Consider the following 13,659-nt stretch of genomic DNA (forward strand, 5'->3'; position numbering starts at 1 on the left):
GCACGCATGACAAACATACCTGAAAGCCTGGATCCGCTTGTTATTGCGGAGGAATGGTCGTCCGCCGGCCGTACGGTGGCGCTGGCGACCGTCGTCGATACCTGGGGGTCTGCGCCGCGCCCCACGGGTAGCCATCTCGTCATCGACAGCGAGGGCAATTTTCACGGCTCGGTCTCCGGCGGTTGTGTGGAAGGCGCCGTCATCACCGAGGCGCTGGATGTGATCGAAAGCGGCAAGGCCCGTATGCTCGACTTCGGCGTGGCGGATGAAACCGCCTGGCGCGTCGGCCTCTCCTGCGGCGGTCGCATTCGGGTTTATGTCGAGAGGCTCAACTGATGGACCGTCAGATTCTGACGAGACTGAACGCGCTGCGGCGCGCGCGCCAAGCGGTGATCCTGGCCACCGACCTCTCGGGCGGACCGGGCCGGCTGATCGTCGAGGGTGACGCGGTCGACGGTACGCTTGCTGATGCCGTCGCTTCCGTCTTCCGCTCGGGAAAATCCGCGACCGTCGAGATCGGTGAACAGAGCTTCTTCCTCAACGTTCATCTGCCGCCGCCGCATATCGTCGTCATCGGCGCAGTGCATATCAGCCAGGTGTTGGCTCAGATGGCGGGGCTCGCCGGCTTCGACATCCGCATCATCGATCCGCGCACCGCTTTTGCGACGCCCGAGCGTTTCGATGGCGTCGATCTTACTGCCGACTGGCCGGTGGATGTCCTGAAGGAGCGGCCGCTCGACGCCTATACGGCCCTAGTCGCAGTCACCCATGATCCGAAGATCGATGATTTCCCGATTGCCGAAGCGCTGAAGGTCGGGTGTTTCTACGTCGGAGCGCTCGGCAGTCGCAAGACGCATGCGAGCCGGCTTGCGCGATTGATTGATCAGGGTCTCGCAGACGCCGATCTCGCGCGGATTCACGCCCCTATCGGCCTTCCGATCGGCGCGTCGAGTCCGGCGGAAATCGCGGTCGCCATCCTGGCGGAGATCATCGGGGCACTGCGCGGTCGCGATGTTTCATCACCGAAGGGTTTCAAACGATGATCTTCGGTGATTTCATGACGGCAGAGGCGGAAGGTGCGGTGCTCGCGCATTCGATCCGATTGCCCGAAGGCGGCCTTCCCAAGGGGCATGTGCTTGACCGCGGCGATCTCGATCGGCTCGCGGCCGCCAATATCAGCCGCGTTACCGCCGCAAGAATCGAACTTGACGATTTGATGGAAAACGAAGCCGCCGCACGGCTGGCCCGGGCGATTGCGCCGGATCATCTGACCTTCTCCGAAGCGGCCACTGGGCGCGTCAATGTTCATAGCGCGGTCGACGGTCTGTTCGTCGCAAACCGCGCCGCCGTCGATCGGCTGAACCGCGTCGATCCGGCGATCACGCTTGCCTGTCTTGCCGATCATGTGCCGGTGCGCCGCGGCGACATGGTGGCGACCTTCAAGATCATTCCGCTGGCGGTTTCGGGTCAAAAGGTTGCCGCTGGCGTTGACATCCTGGAACAAGCTATTGTCTTCGAGGTCAAGCCCTTCAAGCCGCATGCGGCATCGCTCGTTGCGACCGAATTGCCGTCGCTGAAGACCTCCGTGATGGACAAGACGGCACGCATTTTTTCGCAACGGCTACAGCTTGCCGGCAGCACACTGGAGCGAGAAGAGCGGGTGGCCCATCGCGCGCCTGCGGTCGCGGAAGCGATCGGCAATGCACTGCGGGCGACCGATCGATTGCCAAAACTCGTCGTCGTCTTTGGCGCATCAGCTGTCATCGACGCTGGCGACGTCATTCCTGAGGCCATCCGGCTTGCCGGCGGCGACGTCATCCAGGTCGGCATGCCGGTCGATCCCGGCAATCTGCTGGTGCTCGGCAAGGTCGGCGATGTCTATGTCGTCGGCGCGCCCGGCTGTGCCCGCAGTCCGAAGGAAAATGGTTTCGACTGGGTGCTGGATCGAATCCTCGCCGGCGAGAATCCGACGCCGCAGGACATCAGCGGCATGGGCGTCGGGGGGCTTCTCATGGAAATTCAGTCGCGGCCGAGACCGCGCGACATCATCGTCAAACCGGAGACGCATATCTCTGTTGCCGTCGTCCTTCTCGCCGCCGGCCAGGCACGCCGCATGGGCGAGGGTGGGCCGCACAAGCTTTTGGCGGAGTTCGACGGCCAACCCCTGGTGCGCCGCTCCGCAGCCACGGCTTTGGCAAGCGGAGCTGCCGCCGTTGTCGCGGTCACCGGCCATCGCCGCGAAGAGATCGAGCAGGCGCTTGCCGGTCTGCCGGTCGAGCAGGCCCACAATCCGGACTATGCGTCCGGGATGGCAAGCTCGCTGGTTGCCGGCGTCAGCGCCGCGGTTGCGCAACGCGCTGACGGCGTATTGGTCATGCTGGCCGACATGCCGGGTGTTACCAGCGACGACCTGAAGGCGCTGATTGCGGCCTTCCGCAGGGCGAACGGTCAGGCGATCGTGCGCGCCGTGTCGCGCGGCAAGCGCGGCAATCCCGTCATTCTGCCGCACGCCGTGTTCGACGCCGTGATGCGGCTTGAAGGCGATGTCGGCGCCCGGCATATCATCGAGACCGCCGGACTTTCCGTCGTCGACGTCGATATTGGCGATGCCGCGCATCTAGATGTCGACACGCCCGAAGCCGTGTTGGCCGCCGGCGGCATTTTAAAGGGGTAGGGCATGGATAATATCGAGATCGAAGAGATGTTCCAGGCGCTTGGGCCGGTAACGATCAAGCGCATGTTTGGCGGCAAGGGCGTCTATCATATGGGCCGTATCGTCGCAGTCGAAGTGAGCGACGAGATGCTGCTAAAAGCAGACGAGGTCAGCGCTGCGGAATTCGAGGCGGCCGGCGCCAGGCGCTGGGCCTACGAAGGCAGGAAGGGCAAGCCCGTCAATATGCCCTATTGGTCGATCCCCGATGATGCTTTCGATGATCCGGATATCATGGCACGCTGGGTGAGGCTGGCTTATGAGGCGGCCGTAAGGGCCGAAAAGTAGGGTTCAGCGGAACGCGTCTTCACTCAGATGCGCAATCGCCGCATGCGCAAAAGCCGATAGCGGCTGCGGTAGCTCGCTGCGGCCAAACCATCCGAAATCGGAGAGCTTGTCAGGCTCGACGAGGCGCGCCTCCCCTTTAAAATCTTGGGTGACGTAGATCAAGGAAATCCAGTGCTGGCGGTCGGCTTCGACAATAACTTCCGTGGTGCAAAGGTGGTCGACATGGCCGATTGAAAGGCCGCTTTCCTCTTCAGCCTCGCGGATGGCCGCGTCCTCGGCCGGCTCCATGTGGTCGACCTTGCCGCCGACGATGCTCCAGAAGCCAGCCTCCGGCGCCTTGAGGCGCTTGTAGAGCAACAGCTTACCGTCCCGCAAAATTGCAAGACCGGTTCCTAGTCCTGGGAAGTCGATGCCGGGTTTCCCCATGCCGCCTGGCCCTATCAGCCCTTGGCGTTGGCGACAATCAGCATGAAAGCAGGGATATCGTCGCCGAAGCCGACCGGCGTCGGGCCGTCGTCCTGATCGCGATAGCGATTGCGGCGCTCGCGATTGTCGTCGTTGGCAGCGGGGAAGGGCCGGTGGCTGTTACGAGAACCGCTATTGGACTTGTTGTTGCTCTCAGACTTGCGCTCGTTTCTCACGCTTTCGGCCTTTGCTGGTGCTGCTTCCATCACATCGACATCATTATCCTCGACGTCGATATCAGATTTATGACTCGAGGCGCCACGGCCTCCGCGGCTGCGATCGCGGCCTCTGCTCTTGGAATCGCGACGACGGGAGGAACGGTCGTCGTCCCGGCTTTCTTCTGCCGGCGGCAGCGACGACAGGTCGCCATTCAGCCATTCGACATTTTCGCCGATCAGCTTTTCGATTGCATCGGCATGTTTGGTATCGCGCTTCGTCACGATGGTGAACGCGGAACCTGAGCGACCGGCGCGGCCAGTGCGGCCGATACGGTGAACATAATCTTCCGAATGGATTGGAACATCGAAATTGAAAACGTGGCCGACATCGGGAAGATCAAGGCCGCGTGCCGCGACGTCAGAGGCTACGAGAAGCTGGATATTGCCGTCTCGGAAATTCTGCAGCATCGTCGTGCGCGAACGCTGATCCATATCGCCATGCAGCGCGCCGACCGAGAAACCGTGGCGTTCCAGCGATCGGAAAAGATCTGCGACATCCTTCTTGCGATTGCAGAAGATGATGGCGTTCTTCAAATCGGTCTGAGAGCGGATGAGATCGCGCAGCGTGGCGCGCTTCTCGTAATCCTTGCCGTGCGAGGCGACGAAACGCTGCGTGACCGTCTTTGCCGTCGAGGCCGGCTTGGCGACTTCAACGCGCTCCGGATTTTGCAGGAAGCGATCCGCAAGCTTCTGGATTTCGCCCGGCATCGTGGCCGAGAAGAACAGCGTCTGGCGCGTAAAGGGGATAAGCTTGGCGATGCGCTCGATATCCGGGATGAAGCCCATGTCCAGCATGCGGTCGGCTTCGTCGATGACGAAGATTTCGACGGCGCTCATCAACAGCTTGCCGCGCTCGAAATGGTCGAGCAGGCGGCCGGGCGTGCAGATCAGCACGTCGGCGCCGCGCTCCAGCTTGCGGTCCTGATCTTCGAAGGAGACGCCGCCAATCAGCAGAGCGATGTTCAGGCGATGGTTCTTGCCGTATTTCTCGAAATTCTCGGCAACCTGTGCTGCGAGTTCGCGCGTCGGCTCAAGGATCAGGGTGCGTGGCATGCGCGCCCGGGCGCGGCCCTTTTCCAAAAGCGTCAGCATCGGCAGGACGAAGGACGCGGTCTTGCCGGTACCCGTCTGCGCGATGCCGCAGATATCACGACGCTGCAGCGCAAAAGGAATTGCGCCGGCTTGGATCGGAGTCGGTGTGGTGTAGCCCGCGTCTGTAACCGCGGATAGGACTTTTTGGCTCAGGCCAAGGTCAGCAAATGTTGTCAAAGGGAAAACTATTTCCGTTCCGGTTCGGTCGAACACTCGTGAGTCGACACGCTCAAGCATGCCGCGATGCAGCGCGACATAAAACCAAATACCCGCCAAGTCAAGGAAAGCGGGCGCTTCAGAAAGCTTCAAAGCAATAGATAACGCAATTTTTAGATTAGCGCCAGATTTGTTGCTCGTTTGTCACAATTCTCGCGGTGAAATTGTGCCAAGGCCACTCATATAACTCGCGAGCTTCGTGCCCGCATTGATGAAATACATCGGGTCGATCGGGTGGCCGTTCTCGCGGACTTCATAGTGAAGATGCGTCCCGGTCGAACGTCCCGTGCTGCCAGCAAGGCCGATGGTGTCGCCGGTCTTGACCATATCGCCGGGTCTGACCAGGATTTCCGCCATATGGCCGTAACGTGTGGAGACGCCATCGCCATGGTCGATCTCGACCATGTTGCCGTAACCGCCGGCCCAGGCCGCGGAGACAATCCTGCCTGCGGCCGTGGCTTTGACCTTTTCTCCGGGATTGAAATGGAAATCGGTGCCAGTATGCAGCGCCAGCTTGCCGAAGAAAGGGTCCTTGCGATTGCCGAAGGGGCTGGTGATCAGCTTACCCGGCGCAGGATTGCGGAAGGGCAGGCTTTCGGCGGCACTACGTATGGTCTCCAGGCGCGTTAAAGCCGTGTCGAGATCGGCCATGGACTGATCGAATTGATCGACTTTCTCCGGCGCAACATAGGGACCGCCAACGCCTCCATCGTCATTTGCGGGATCATCACCCTTGATTTCAGCGCTTGCCGTTGCGGTCGGAACCTTGACGCCGACATTCTGCATGATTGACTGGATATCATCGGCGGTCTCGGACGCGCCGTTGGTCAGATGCCGCACGCGGGCCAGTTGATCCTGTTCAATATGTTTGAGCGACAACGTGACCTTCGAGAACACACGGTCGGCCCGATCGGCAACGGTTTCAGGGGCCGGAACATAGGCGAGGGTGGAATTGTCGGGTGTGGCGTCGGCAGGCCGGCCGCTCGACAGAAGCTTCTCGATCGATTTCAGCCCTCCCGTCAGCTCCGCGTGATCGCCCTTATCTGCGTCGTCGCCTTTGGCCGCTGCCGCACTTGCACCGGAAGGCGCATCCTTGCTCATCAGGCCGGAATTTTCGGCGCGGTCGAGGAGCGTATCGAGTTTTCCGTGGCGCGAAGACAAAGCCTGCTGTTGTTTCATCAGCTTGTCGACTTTTTCCTCGACCACCTGCTGGTCTAGAAGCTGACGCGACGTCACGCGGTCGACCTGTGCGCGGAGCGCCGCAATACGGTCCTCGTAGTCATATTGCATGCGCGCCTGCCGGGCGATGGTGGCGCCAATCAGGTCATCGCGCAGCACGAGATAGGAGGTGGCGAGGAGATAGCCAATCGAAAAGACACCGACCAGGCATACGGCAAGCACAGTCATCCATGGGCGCACGGTCATGTGACGCACGCTATCACCGCTTGCCACAATGATAGTGTGCTGCCGCTTCTGCTTGCCGAAAACCCGGTTCTGAGGCTTGGCTGTCACCGACATCTCCCAATCGATACCTCTTGGCATCCATTGAAGAATTACACGGAATTATGGTTAACGATTGCTTTCCACTCCACCCCTAGAAAACAAAAAAACTCTTATAGTTTAGTATGTTAGGTATTGCTTGTGGACGTCAGCGAGCGATAGAAGGAGGGGGTTAGACCAGCTTCGGCACGGGCAATATCGTTAAACGGCGCTTTCAGCTGACCGCGGAAATTGGCGCGTACCAGGTCCTGGAACGTGCGCGCGGGATCGCGCCGCTCACGCGCGCAGAGAAAGCGGAACCATTTTGCGCCGACGGCAACGTGCCCCTTTTCATCATTGTAAATGACGTCGAGGACGGAAGCGCTCTCCATGTCGCCCGTCTCGCGCATTTTGGCTTGTAGCGCCGGCGTCACGTCGAGACCGCGGGCTTCGAGGATTAGCGGCACGACGGCAAGGCGAGCCGTGAGATCGTTGCGGGTTGCGTGCGCGGCCTGCCACAGGCCGTCATGGGCGGGCAGATCGCCATAATCGGCGCCAAGATCGCGCAAGCGTGTCCGGACCATGCGAAAATGCTTGGCCTCCTCGAAAGCAACTTGCATCCAGCCATCAAAGAACGAATGGGGCACCGGCTCGGTGGCGAAGCGCGCGACGATATCGAGCGCCAGATCGACAGCGTTGAGCTCGATATGGGCGATCGCGTGCAGCAGCGCGATACGGCCCTTGACCGTATGCAGCGAGCGCTTCTCCATATGCTTCGGCGGAACCAGTTCCGGCTTTTCCGGCCGGCCTGGTCGAACGGGCAGTGCCGGGTCGAGCGGCGAGCGCAGCGAAAGGGTGCGCCCAAACCAGCGGGTCGCCGAAACCTGAGCAAGCGCCGTCTTGCGGTCGAGATCGGCCGAGCAGATGGCGGCGATTGCGCCGCCCCGAAGCGAGGTGATGGCCTCGATTTCCACCGGCATGCTCACGGGCATCAGAGCTCCTTGACCGCGGCCAAGACGTCTTCGGCATGGCCTGCCACTTTGACCTTGTCCCAGATCTTGACGATCTTACCGTCCGCTCCGATCAGAAAGGTCGAGCGCACGACGCCCATGAAGGTCCTGCCATACATGCTCTTTTGCCGCCAGACGCCATAGGCTTCCGCCGCAACCTTCTCCTCATCGGCGGCAAGGGGGATGGAAAGGGCGTGCTTCTTCACGAACTTGTCATGGCTCCTGACTGGATCCGGTGACATGCCGAGTATGGCCGCGCCGGCCTTTTCGAAATCCGCCGCAAGCGCGGTGAAGGAGACCGATTCGGCGGTGCAGGCGGTCGTATCATCCTTGGGATAGAAGAAAAGCACCAATGGCTTGCCGGCAAAATCAATAAGGCGCACACGGCCGCCACCGTCACGCGGAAGATCGAAATATGGGGCCTGGTCGCCGATGCCCAATTCAACCATACGGATTTCGGTCACGGGAAAACCTTTCTTTTGCCGGGATTTTGGATGACACTAAGTTGCAGCCATATATACTGCACCGGTATGCCGTCCACATAGGACGCAGCGTCACCAACAAAATTGCAAAATACGAAAGGGACGCACGGGAGTGATCCGAGGCGAAAAGGTTACATTCCGCAAAAAGGATCTCGTCTCGCTCGACCACCTGCCTTCGGCTCAGGTCGACGACCCTTTGATCGTCCATGTCCCCGAGCCTGTCCGTCGCAGTCGCTCGCATGTTTGGCATGTCTGCCGCATTACCCTTGTCTTCACCGCCTTTCTTGCCGTGATGCTTGGCGCGGTCATCGCCACGATCGAGGGCGGCGTATTCGACCAGCCCTTGTCACAGAAGGCTGCGCTTGCGCTCGATCGAGCGATCGGCCCACGCTACAAGGCGGAAGTCGGTTCGACCGTGGTGCGTTTCACGCCCAGTCTGCGGCTTGAGCTTGAAGCCCGCGACGTCAATGTAGTGGACCAGGAAAGCGGCAAGCATTTGTCGACGATGTCGGCGGTCAGCATGGTGCTCGATCCCCTGGCTCTTGTCGAAGGACGTGTCGAGGTTGCCTCTGTGGCGGCACAAGGCATCGCGCTCGACACATCGCTGCTGCCCCAGGGCGATCCCGTCGATCTGACGACGCTGCGTGTCGATGCGCTGCCGCAGGGGTTGGATTTAGCCTTCGACAATCTCGATTTCCTGCAGCGTTTCGTCGAGCGCGGCGGCACGAACTCGGTCAGAATTTCCGGATTTACCGTCAAGCTGGCGCGGCGGGAGGGCGATCCGATCTCGCTCGTGGTCGACAGTCTTACCTTCGAACGCAGTGGGCCGACGTCCTTACGTCTTTATGGACAGGTGGCGGTCAACGGCTCCGTCGCGACGCTCGATGTGCACGCCGACCAGCAGGAGGCCGGCCGCAGCTCATCGCTGACCGCCAAGCTCACCAATCTTGACCTGAAGCCGCTGACGATGGCCTACGATCAGAACGGCACGCCGCGGCAAGGCATCATGAGTTTCGCCGGCATGACCGTTACTGCCGTTCGCGGCGGCGCCGGCAAGGATCCAAAGGTAAGTGCCTCCATCGATGTCCAGCCCGGCACGCTTTACATGGACCACGACGAGCAAGAGCTGACGCAGGCCAACATCAACTTCACCTATAACTTCGATCATCAAACACTCGAGATCGCGCCGTCGAAAGCCCAATTCGTCGGCACGGTGGTGCCATTCTCCGGCGCACTAATCGATCTGGACCGGATCGACGCCAATGCCGGCAAGGGTTTCGGCATCGACTTCCTGATCCACGGCGCCACGGCAGCGTCCTCACTCTCGGGCGAGCAGCCGGTCAGCTTCGACGGGCAGGCGACGGGCCGCTTCCTGGCGGCGACCAAGGAACTGCAATTAGACAATCTCGGCATCTCGACGCCGCTCGGTGCGTTGTTCGGCTCTCTGCATATGAAACTTGGCGACAGTTCCCCTGAGATCAGCTTCGGCGGTCGTGCCGACAAGCTCGATACGGCCGCGATCAAACAGCTTTGGCCGTTCTGGATGGCTTCGAAGCCACGGACCTGGGTGGAGAAGAACCTTTTCGGCGGTACGGTGACCAATGGGGCCATCTCGGTCTTCATTCCCGCCGGACGACTGGCGGTGGCAGCGCAGACTGGCAAACTGCAACTTGGAAAGAACGAGCTGCATATCGCCTTCGATATCGAAAACGCCCGCCTCGACGTGCCGGGCGAGATTCCGCCGATCCGCGATACGAAAGCGCATTTCGATCTGACGGGCCCGACGATGAGCGTCGATATCTTGAAGGGCACGTCCTATTTCCCGACGGGGCGTTCGATAACGCTGAGCGACAGTAATTTCTCCATTCCCTCGACCTACGACAAGCCGCTGATGGCCGAGCTAAAGCTGGACATAGCAGGCAGTGGCGATTCCATCGGCGAGTTATTGACTTACAAGCCCTTGCAGGTGCTGCAGCGAACCGAATTCAAGCCAGAGAATTTCAACGGCAAGATCGTCGCCAAGGTCGATGCCACCATCGGCCTGATCAGCGACCAGAAACCGCCGCCGCCGGTCTGGAAGGCGAACTTGCAGCTCGACGACGTCGATCTGCTAAAGCCGATGAACAATCGCAAGATCTCCAATCTGACCGGCGAAATCGATGCCGACCCACAATCCGTGCATTTGAATGCCCAGGTTCAGATCGATGGCATCCCCGCGCAGATCGATATGGTCGAGCCGACGGACGATAAGTCGTCAGCCAAACGCAGCCGTGTGATCACCGCCACGCTGACCGATACCCAGCGCAATGCGGTCCTGCCCGGCCTCAAAGATATTATCGACGGTCCCATTAAGATTGAGCTCACGCGCATCGATGACGATAGCCAGGGCGTCAAAGTCGACCTCGGCAAGGCGGCTCTGACCGTACCGTGGGTCGGCTGGTCAAAGGGCAGCGGCATTCCCGCCAGCGCCCAGTTCGAGGCCTCCGGGCCGGAAAGTCAGACAACACTCAAAGATTTCGTCCTTAAAGGCGATGGTTTTGGGGTCAGCGGCGATCTCGTCATCAACAGGGGCGGCCTGACGTCGGCAAGTTTCGATAGCGTCAAGCTTTCTGCGCTCGACGATTTCGCGCTGTCGGTCAAGCGCGGCAAAAGCGGTGGCTACGACATCTCCGTTGCCGGAAGTTCCGTCGATCTGCGCCCGGTGCTGGCGCGGCTGAAAACATCGTCGAGCAACAAGGGCGACGATAGGGGTGATGGATCCGGCGCCGTGATCCACGCCAATCTCGACAAAGTTATCGGCTTCAACGATGAGACGATCAGCAATCTCAAGGGCGTGTATTCCATCGTCGGTAGCCGCATCATAGCAGCGGATTTTTCTGGCCTCACCCGCAGCGGCGAGGCTGTCGTCAGCCAGATGAGCAAGGGCGGAGACGGCGGCACCATTCGCATCACCAGTGGCGACGCCGGCGCCGTGGCGCGATTTGCTGACCTCTACAAGCACCTGAAAGGCGGCCTACTGAACTTGTCGCTGCGCTCCACGGGCCCGGATGCCTGGGACGGATCGCTCGATATCCGCAACTTTGCGATAATCGACGAAAAGAAGCTCTCGACCATCGTATCGACGCCGAGCGGCAGGAACGGCCAGAGCCTGAATTCCGCGGTCAAAGAGAATATCGACACGCGCTCGCAGAGTTTCGAGCGGGGCTTTGCGCGACTGGTACTGCGCAACGGGGCTCTCGCGGTAGAAAACGGTGTGGTCCGCGGTGTGCAGGTGGGCGCGACCTTCCAGGGCACGGTCAAGGACGCGAACGGCAATATGGACCTGACCGGCACCTTCATGCCCGCCTACGGTCTCAACCGGCTGTTCGCGGAGGTGCCAATCGTTGGTTTCATTCTCGGCAATGGCAGCGATCGCGGCTTGATCGGCATCACATTCAGGCTTACGGGTAATTTCGACAAGCCGAACCTGCAGATCAACCCGCTATCGATCATCGCGCCGGGCGTGTTCCGCCAGATCTTCGAATTTTAAGTTAGCACGGCCAGGTTTGGCAGAAATCGACTGCACAATCATCGTCGCTCCGCTCTCGGTTCGATTTCGGCAGAGGCGCTGCGCATTTATTGCGTGGAGACGGCGGATCATTTTTCACCCGCCAACCGCTCGCGTATGCGCTCCGGCCCACCGATCATGCGCCGGGCAAATGGCCGATCGGGATCCACAACCCGCCAAAACGGCGCCGTTCCGTCCTGACTGATCTGCACCAAGTGTTTCTGGACGGTTACCGGGCAACAGGCATCCGCCCCGTATTGTCTCGCGAGCACGCGTCTTATATCCCCAATGTCGGACAATTCGCCCGGAGGAGCGGCCCTTAGCGCCTCGACCACCATTTTCTCGGTCGGAATCAGCATGCTCTGCGTAAGGCTTCTGCCTTTGCGCCTTGTTTTGATCACCGGCAGTTCGTCCATGGCTCACCTCCAGAGTTGATCTTCAGAGAAGACGAATGAGAGGGTCGCGATCCGACATGACCGCGCATCAAATTGCCTGCGGCGTTGCAATTGCGTCAATGCGGGTTGCCAAACGGCTAGAATCTCGCCGCGGCTGGTGCTGAAAGCGCAAAGAAGCCGGCGGGATGCGCCGGCTTCTCTTCGTCTTTTTTCTTTTTCTCCGCTCAAGCCGCGGGGCGGATCAGGATGTGCTTTTTCTTGCCGAGCGACAGCTTGATGACGCCGTCAGAGGTCACTTCGCCGCTGCCGATCACCTTGCGTTCGTCGCTGATTGCTTGATCGTTGATGCGAACAGCGCCGCCTTGAACATGGCGGCGCGCTTCGCCGTTCGAGCCGGCGAGGCCCGCACGGACGATCAGCGACAAAAGGCCGATGCCAACGTCGAGCTCGGAGGCGGGGACGTCGACGGACGGCAGGTTCTCGGAAAGGCCGCCTTCTTCGAAGGTCTTGCGCGCTGTCTCGGCGGCAAGTTCGGCGGCTTCGCGGCCATGCAGGATAGCTGTGACTTCCGTCGCCAGGACCTTCTTGACCTCGTTGATCTCCGAGCCCGCAAGCGCCGAAAGCCGGGCGATCTCATCCATCGGCAACGTTGTGTAGAGCTTCAGGAAGCGGGAGACGTCCGCGTCTTCGGTGTTGCGCCAGTACTGCCAGAAATCATAGGCCGAAAGCAAATCGGCGTTCAGCCAGACGGCACCGGAGGCCGACTTGCCCATCTTGGCGCCGGAAGCGGTGGTCAGCAGCGGCGAGGTGAGGGCAAAAAGCTGCGGCGTCCCCATGCGGTGACCAAGATCGATGCCGTTGACGATATTGCCCCATTGATCCGAACCACCCATCTGCAGGCGGCAATCGTAGCGCTTGGCCAGTTCGACGAAATCATAGGCCTGAAGGATCATATAGTTGAATTCGAGGAAGGACAGCGACTGCTCGCGGTCAAGCCTAGTCTTGACGCTATCGAAGGACAGCATGCGGTTGACCGAAAAGTGCCGGCCGACATCGCGCAGGAACTCGAGGTAATTGAGGGACCGGAGCCACTCGGCGTTGTTGATCATCAACGCATCTTTGGGGCCTTCGCCGTATGATAGGTAGTTCGAAAAGACGCGCTTGATCGAGGCGATGTTGCTTTCAATGGTATCGATCGTCATCAACTGCCGCGATTCCTCCTTGAAGGAGGGATCGCCGACCATGCCGGTACCGCCGCCCATCAGCGACACGGCGCGGTGGCCGGTCGCCTGCAGCCAATGCAGCATCATGATCTGGATCAGCGAGCCCGCATGCAGGCTCGGTGCCGTCGGATCGAAACCGATATAGGCCGTCACGGTTTCCTTGGCGAAGAGAGCGTCGAGACCGGCTTCATCGGAAATCTGATGGATAAAGCCGCGCTCTTTAAGGGTGCGCAGGAAATCGGATTTGAACTCAGCCATGATTTTGGTCTCTCGGGGCGCCGCATCACCAAAGGACGCGGCGAATTCGCTGTTGTTGGATGTCGTCGGGCGCCTTTAGCACCGATTTTCCGGCGCGTCATCATTTTGGTGGGACGCATAGCAAGTTTCGGCAGAAGCGGGATCTGTAAGCAGGCGCTTGTGGTCGCGAATAGGCCTTAACATCGCCCGGAGGCGGCCGAGAACCTGCCGCGCATTCGCCTAAATCGAATCCTAATATTCTATTCTGGGGTCGTGTATGCCGAGTATTGCGTGAAA

At 60.3% G+C, this 13,659-nt stretch carries 12 protein-coding genes; 5 read left to right on the forward strand and 7 right to left on the reverse strand.

The genetic code is table 11. The annotated features are described in order from the left end of the window. The first annotated feature begins 6 nt into the window (after positions 1 to 6). Genes PY650_RS08600 through PY650_RS08615 form a run of 4 tightly spaced genes read left to right on the forward strand, consistent with a single transcriptional unit; the run spans position 7 to position 2,998 of the window. Positions 7 to 336 carry an XdhC family protein gene (locus PY650_RS08600; RefSeq protein ID WP_285878684.1) on the forward strand — a complete coding sequence of 110 codons (330 nt, stop codon included), beginning with the start codon at positions 7 to 9 and terminating at the stop codon, positions 334 to 336. Further along, the gene (locus tag PY650_RS08605; RefSeq protein ID WP_285878685.1) at positions 336 to 1,043 is read left to right on the forward strand and encodes an XdhC family protein; all 708 of its coding nucleotides are present in this window, start codon (positions 336 to 338) and stop codon (positions 1,041 to 1,043) included. Before PY650_RS08600 ends, PY650_RS08605 begins: the two co-directional genes overlap by 1 nt. Beyond that, entirely contained in the window at positions 1,040 to 2,674 is a 1,635-nt protein-coding gene (locus tag PY650_RS08610) for an NTP transferase domain-containing protein (protein ID WP_285878686.1), read from the forward strand. Before PY650_RS08605 ends, PY650_RS08610 begins: the two co-directional genes overlap by 4 nt. A 3-nt stretch (positions 2,675 to 2,677) precedes the next feature. Beyond that, positions 2,678 to 2,998, forward strand: coding sequence for a TfoX/Sxy family protein (locus tag PY650_RS08615; protein WP_285878687.1), 321 nt, complete (start codon positions 2,678 to 2,680; stop codon positions 2,996 to 2,998). 3 nt (positions 2,999 to 3,001) lie between these two features. Here the strand turns inward: PY650_RS08615 and PY650_RS08620 are convergent, their stop codons facing one another. The 5 genes from PY650_RS08620 to PY650_RS08640 all read right to left on the reverse strand — a co-directional run bounded on the left by PY650_RS08620 (position 3,002) and on the right by PY650_RS08640 (position 7,927). Further along, a complete protein-coding gene (locus PY650_RS08620) occupies positions 3,002 to 3,424 on the reverse strand; it encodes an NUDIX domain-containing protein (protein WP_285878688.1) in 423 nt (140 codons plus the stop codon). Positions 3,425 to 3,438: 14 nt separating this feature from the next. After that, a complete protein-coding gene (locus PY650_RS08625; protein WP_490390925.1) occupies positions 3,439 to 5,010 on the reverse strand; it encodes a DEAD/DEAH box helicase in 1,572 nt (523 codons plus the stop codon). Between the two features lie 123 nt (positions 5,011 to 5,133). Beyond that, positions 5,134 to 6,507: a peptidoglycan DD-metalloendopeptidase family protein gene (locus PY650_RS08630; RefSeq protein WP_432761504.1), complete on the reverse strand. Its 1,374-nt coding sequence runs from the start codon at positions 6,505 to 6,507 to the stop codon at positions 5,134 to 5,136. A gap of 110 nt (positions 6,508 to 6,617) precedes the next feature. Further along, positions 6,618 to 7,460, reverse strand: a complete 843-nt coding sequence (locus PY650_RS08635) for a ferritin-like domain-containing protein (protein WP_285878691.1) — start codon at positions 7,458 to 7,460, stop codon at positions 6,618 to 6,620. After that, positions 7,460 to 7,927: a peroxiredoxin gene (locus tag PY650_RS08640; protein WP_285878741.1), complete on the reverse strand. Its 468-nt coding sequence runs from the start codon at positions 7,925 to 7,927 to the stop codon at positions 7,460 to 7,462. Before PY650_RS08640 ends, PY650_RS08635 begins: the two co-directional genes overlap by 1 nt. A gap of 145 nt (positions 7,928 to 8,072) precedes the next feature. Between PY650_RS08640 and PY650_RS08645 the strand changes: the two genes are divergently transcribed. Continuing rightward, positions 8,073 to 11,489, forward strand: a complete 3,417-nt coding sequence (locus tag PY650_RS08645; RefSeq protein ID WP_285878692.1) for a YhdP family protein — start codon at positions 8,073 to 8,075, stop codon at positions 11,487 to 11,489. Positions 11,490 to 11,596: 107 nt separating this feature from the next. Here the strand turns inward: PY650_RS08645 and PY650_RS08650 are convergent, their stop codons facing one another. Further along, positions 11,597 to 11,923, reverse strand: a complete 327-nt coding sequence (locus PY650_RS08650; RefSeq protein WP_285878693.1) for a hypothetical protein — start codon at positions 11,921 to 11,923, stop codon at positions 11,597 to 11,599. A 203-nt stretch (positions 11,924 to 12,126) separates the two neighbouring features. After that, positions 12,127 to 13,383: a tyrosine--tRNA ligase gene (gene tyrS, locus PY650_RS08655; protein ID WP_285878694.1), complete on the reverse strand. Its 1,257-nt coding sequence runs from the start codon at positions 13,381 to 13,383 to the stop codon at positions 12,127 to 12,129. Positions 13,384 to 13,659 lie beyond the last annotated feature (276 nt).

Source organism: Martinezella calliandrae, from assembly GCF_030272695.1.
Lineage (GTDB): Bacteria > Pseudomonadota > Alphaproteobacteria > Rhizobiales > Rhizobiaceae > Rhizobium > Rhizobium calliandrae.

What these genes read in the sequence shown, in the direction of transcription:
- PY650_RS08630 (WP_432761504.1), bottom strand. Translation starts at nt 6,507, where the DNA reads ATGTCGGTGACAGCCAAGCCTCAGAACCGGGTTTTCGGCAAGCAGAAG.
- PY650_RS08650 (WP_285878693.1), bottom strand. Translation starts at nt 11,923, where the DNA reads ATGGACGAACTGCCGGTGATCAAAACAAGGCGCAAAGGCAGAAGCCTT.
- tyrS (WP_285878694.1), bottom strand. Translation starts at nt 13,383, where the DNA reads ATGGCTGAGTTCAAATCCGATTTCCTGCGCACCCTTAAAGAGCGCGGC.
- PY650_RS08625 (WP_490390925.1), bottom strand. Translation starts at nt 5,010, where the DNA reads ATGCTTGAGCGTGTCGACTCACGAGTGTTCGACCGAACCGGAACGGAA.
- PY650_RS08600 (WP_285878684.1), top strand. Translation starts at nt 7, where the DNA reads ATGACAAACATACCTGAAAGCCTGGATCCGCTTGTTATTGCGGAGGAA.
- PY650_RS08620 (WP_285878688.1), bottom strand. Translation starts at nt 3,424, where the DNA reads ATGGGGAAACCCGGCATCGACTTCCCAGGACTAGGAACCGGTCTTGCA.
- PY650_RS08640 (WP_285878741.1), bottom strand. Translation starts at nt 7,927, where the DNA reads ATGGTTGAATTGGGCATCGGCGACCAGGCCCCATATTTCGATCTTCCG.
- PY650_RS08615 (WP_285878687.1), top strand. Translation starts at nt 2,678, where the DNA reads ATGGATAATATCGAGATCGAAGAGATGTTCCAGGCGCTTGGGCCGGTA.
- PY650_RS08635 (WP_285878691.1), bottom strand. Translation starts at nt 7,460, where the DNA reads ATGCCCGTGAGCATGCCGGTGGAAATCGAGGCCATCACCTCGCTTCGG.
- PY650_RS08605 (WP_285878685.1), top strand. Translation starts at nt 336, where the DNA reads ATGGACCGTCAGATTCTGACGAGACTGAACGCGCTGCGGCGCGCGCGC.
- PY650_RS08610 (WP_285878686.1), top strand. Translation starts at nt 1,040, where the DNA reads ATGATCTTCGGTGATTTCATGACGGCAGAGGCGGAAGGTGCGGTGCTC.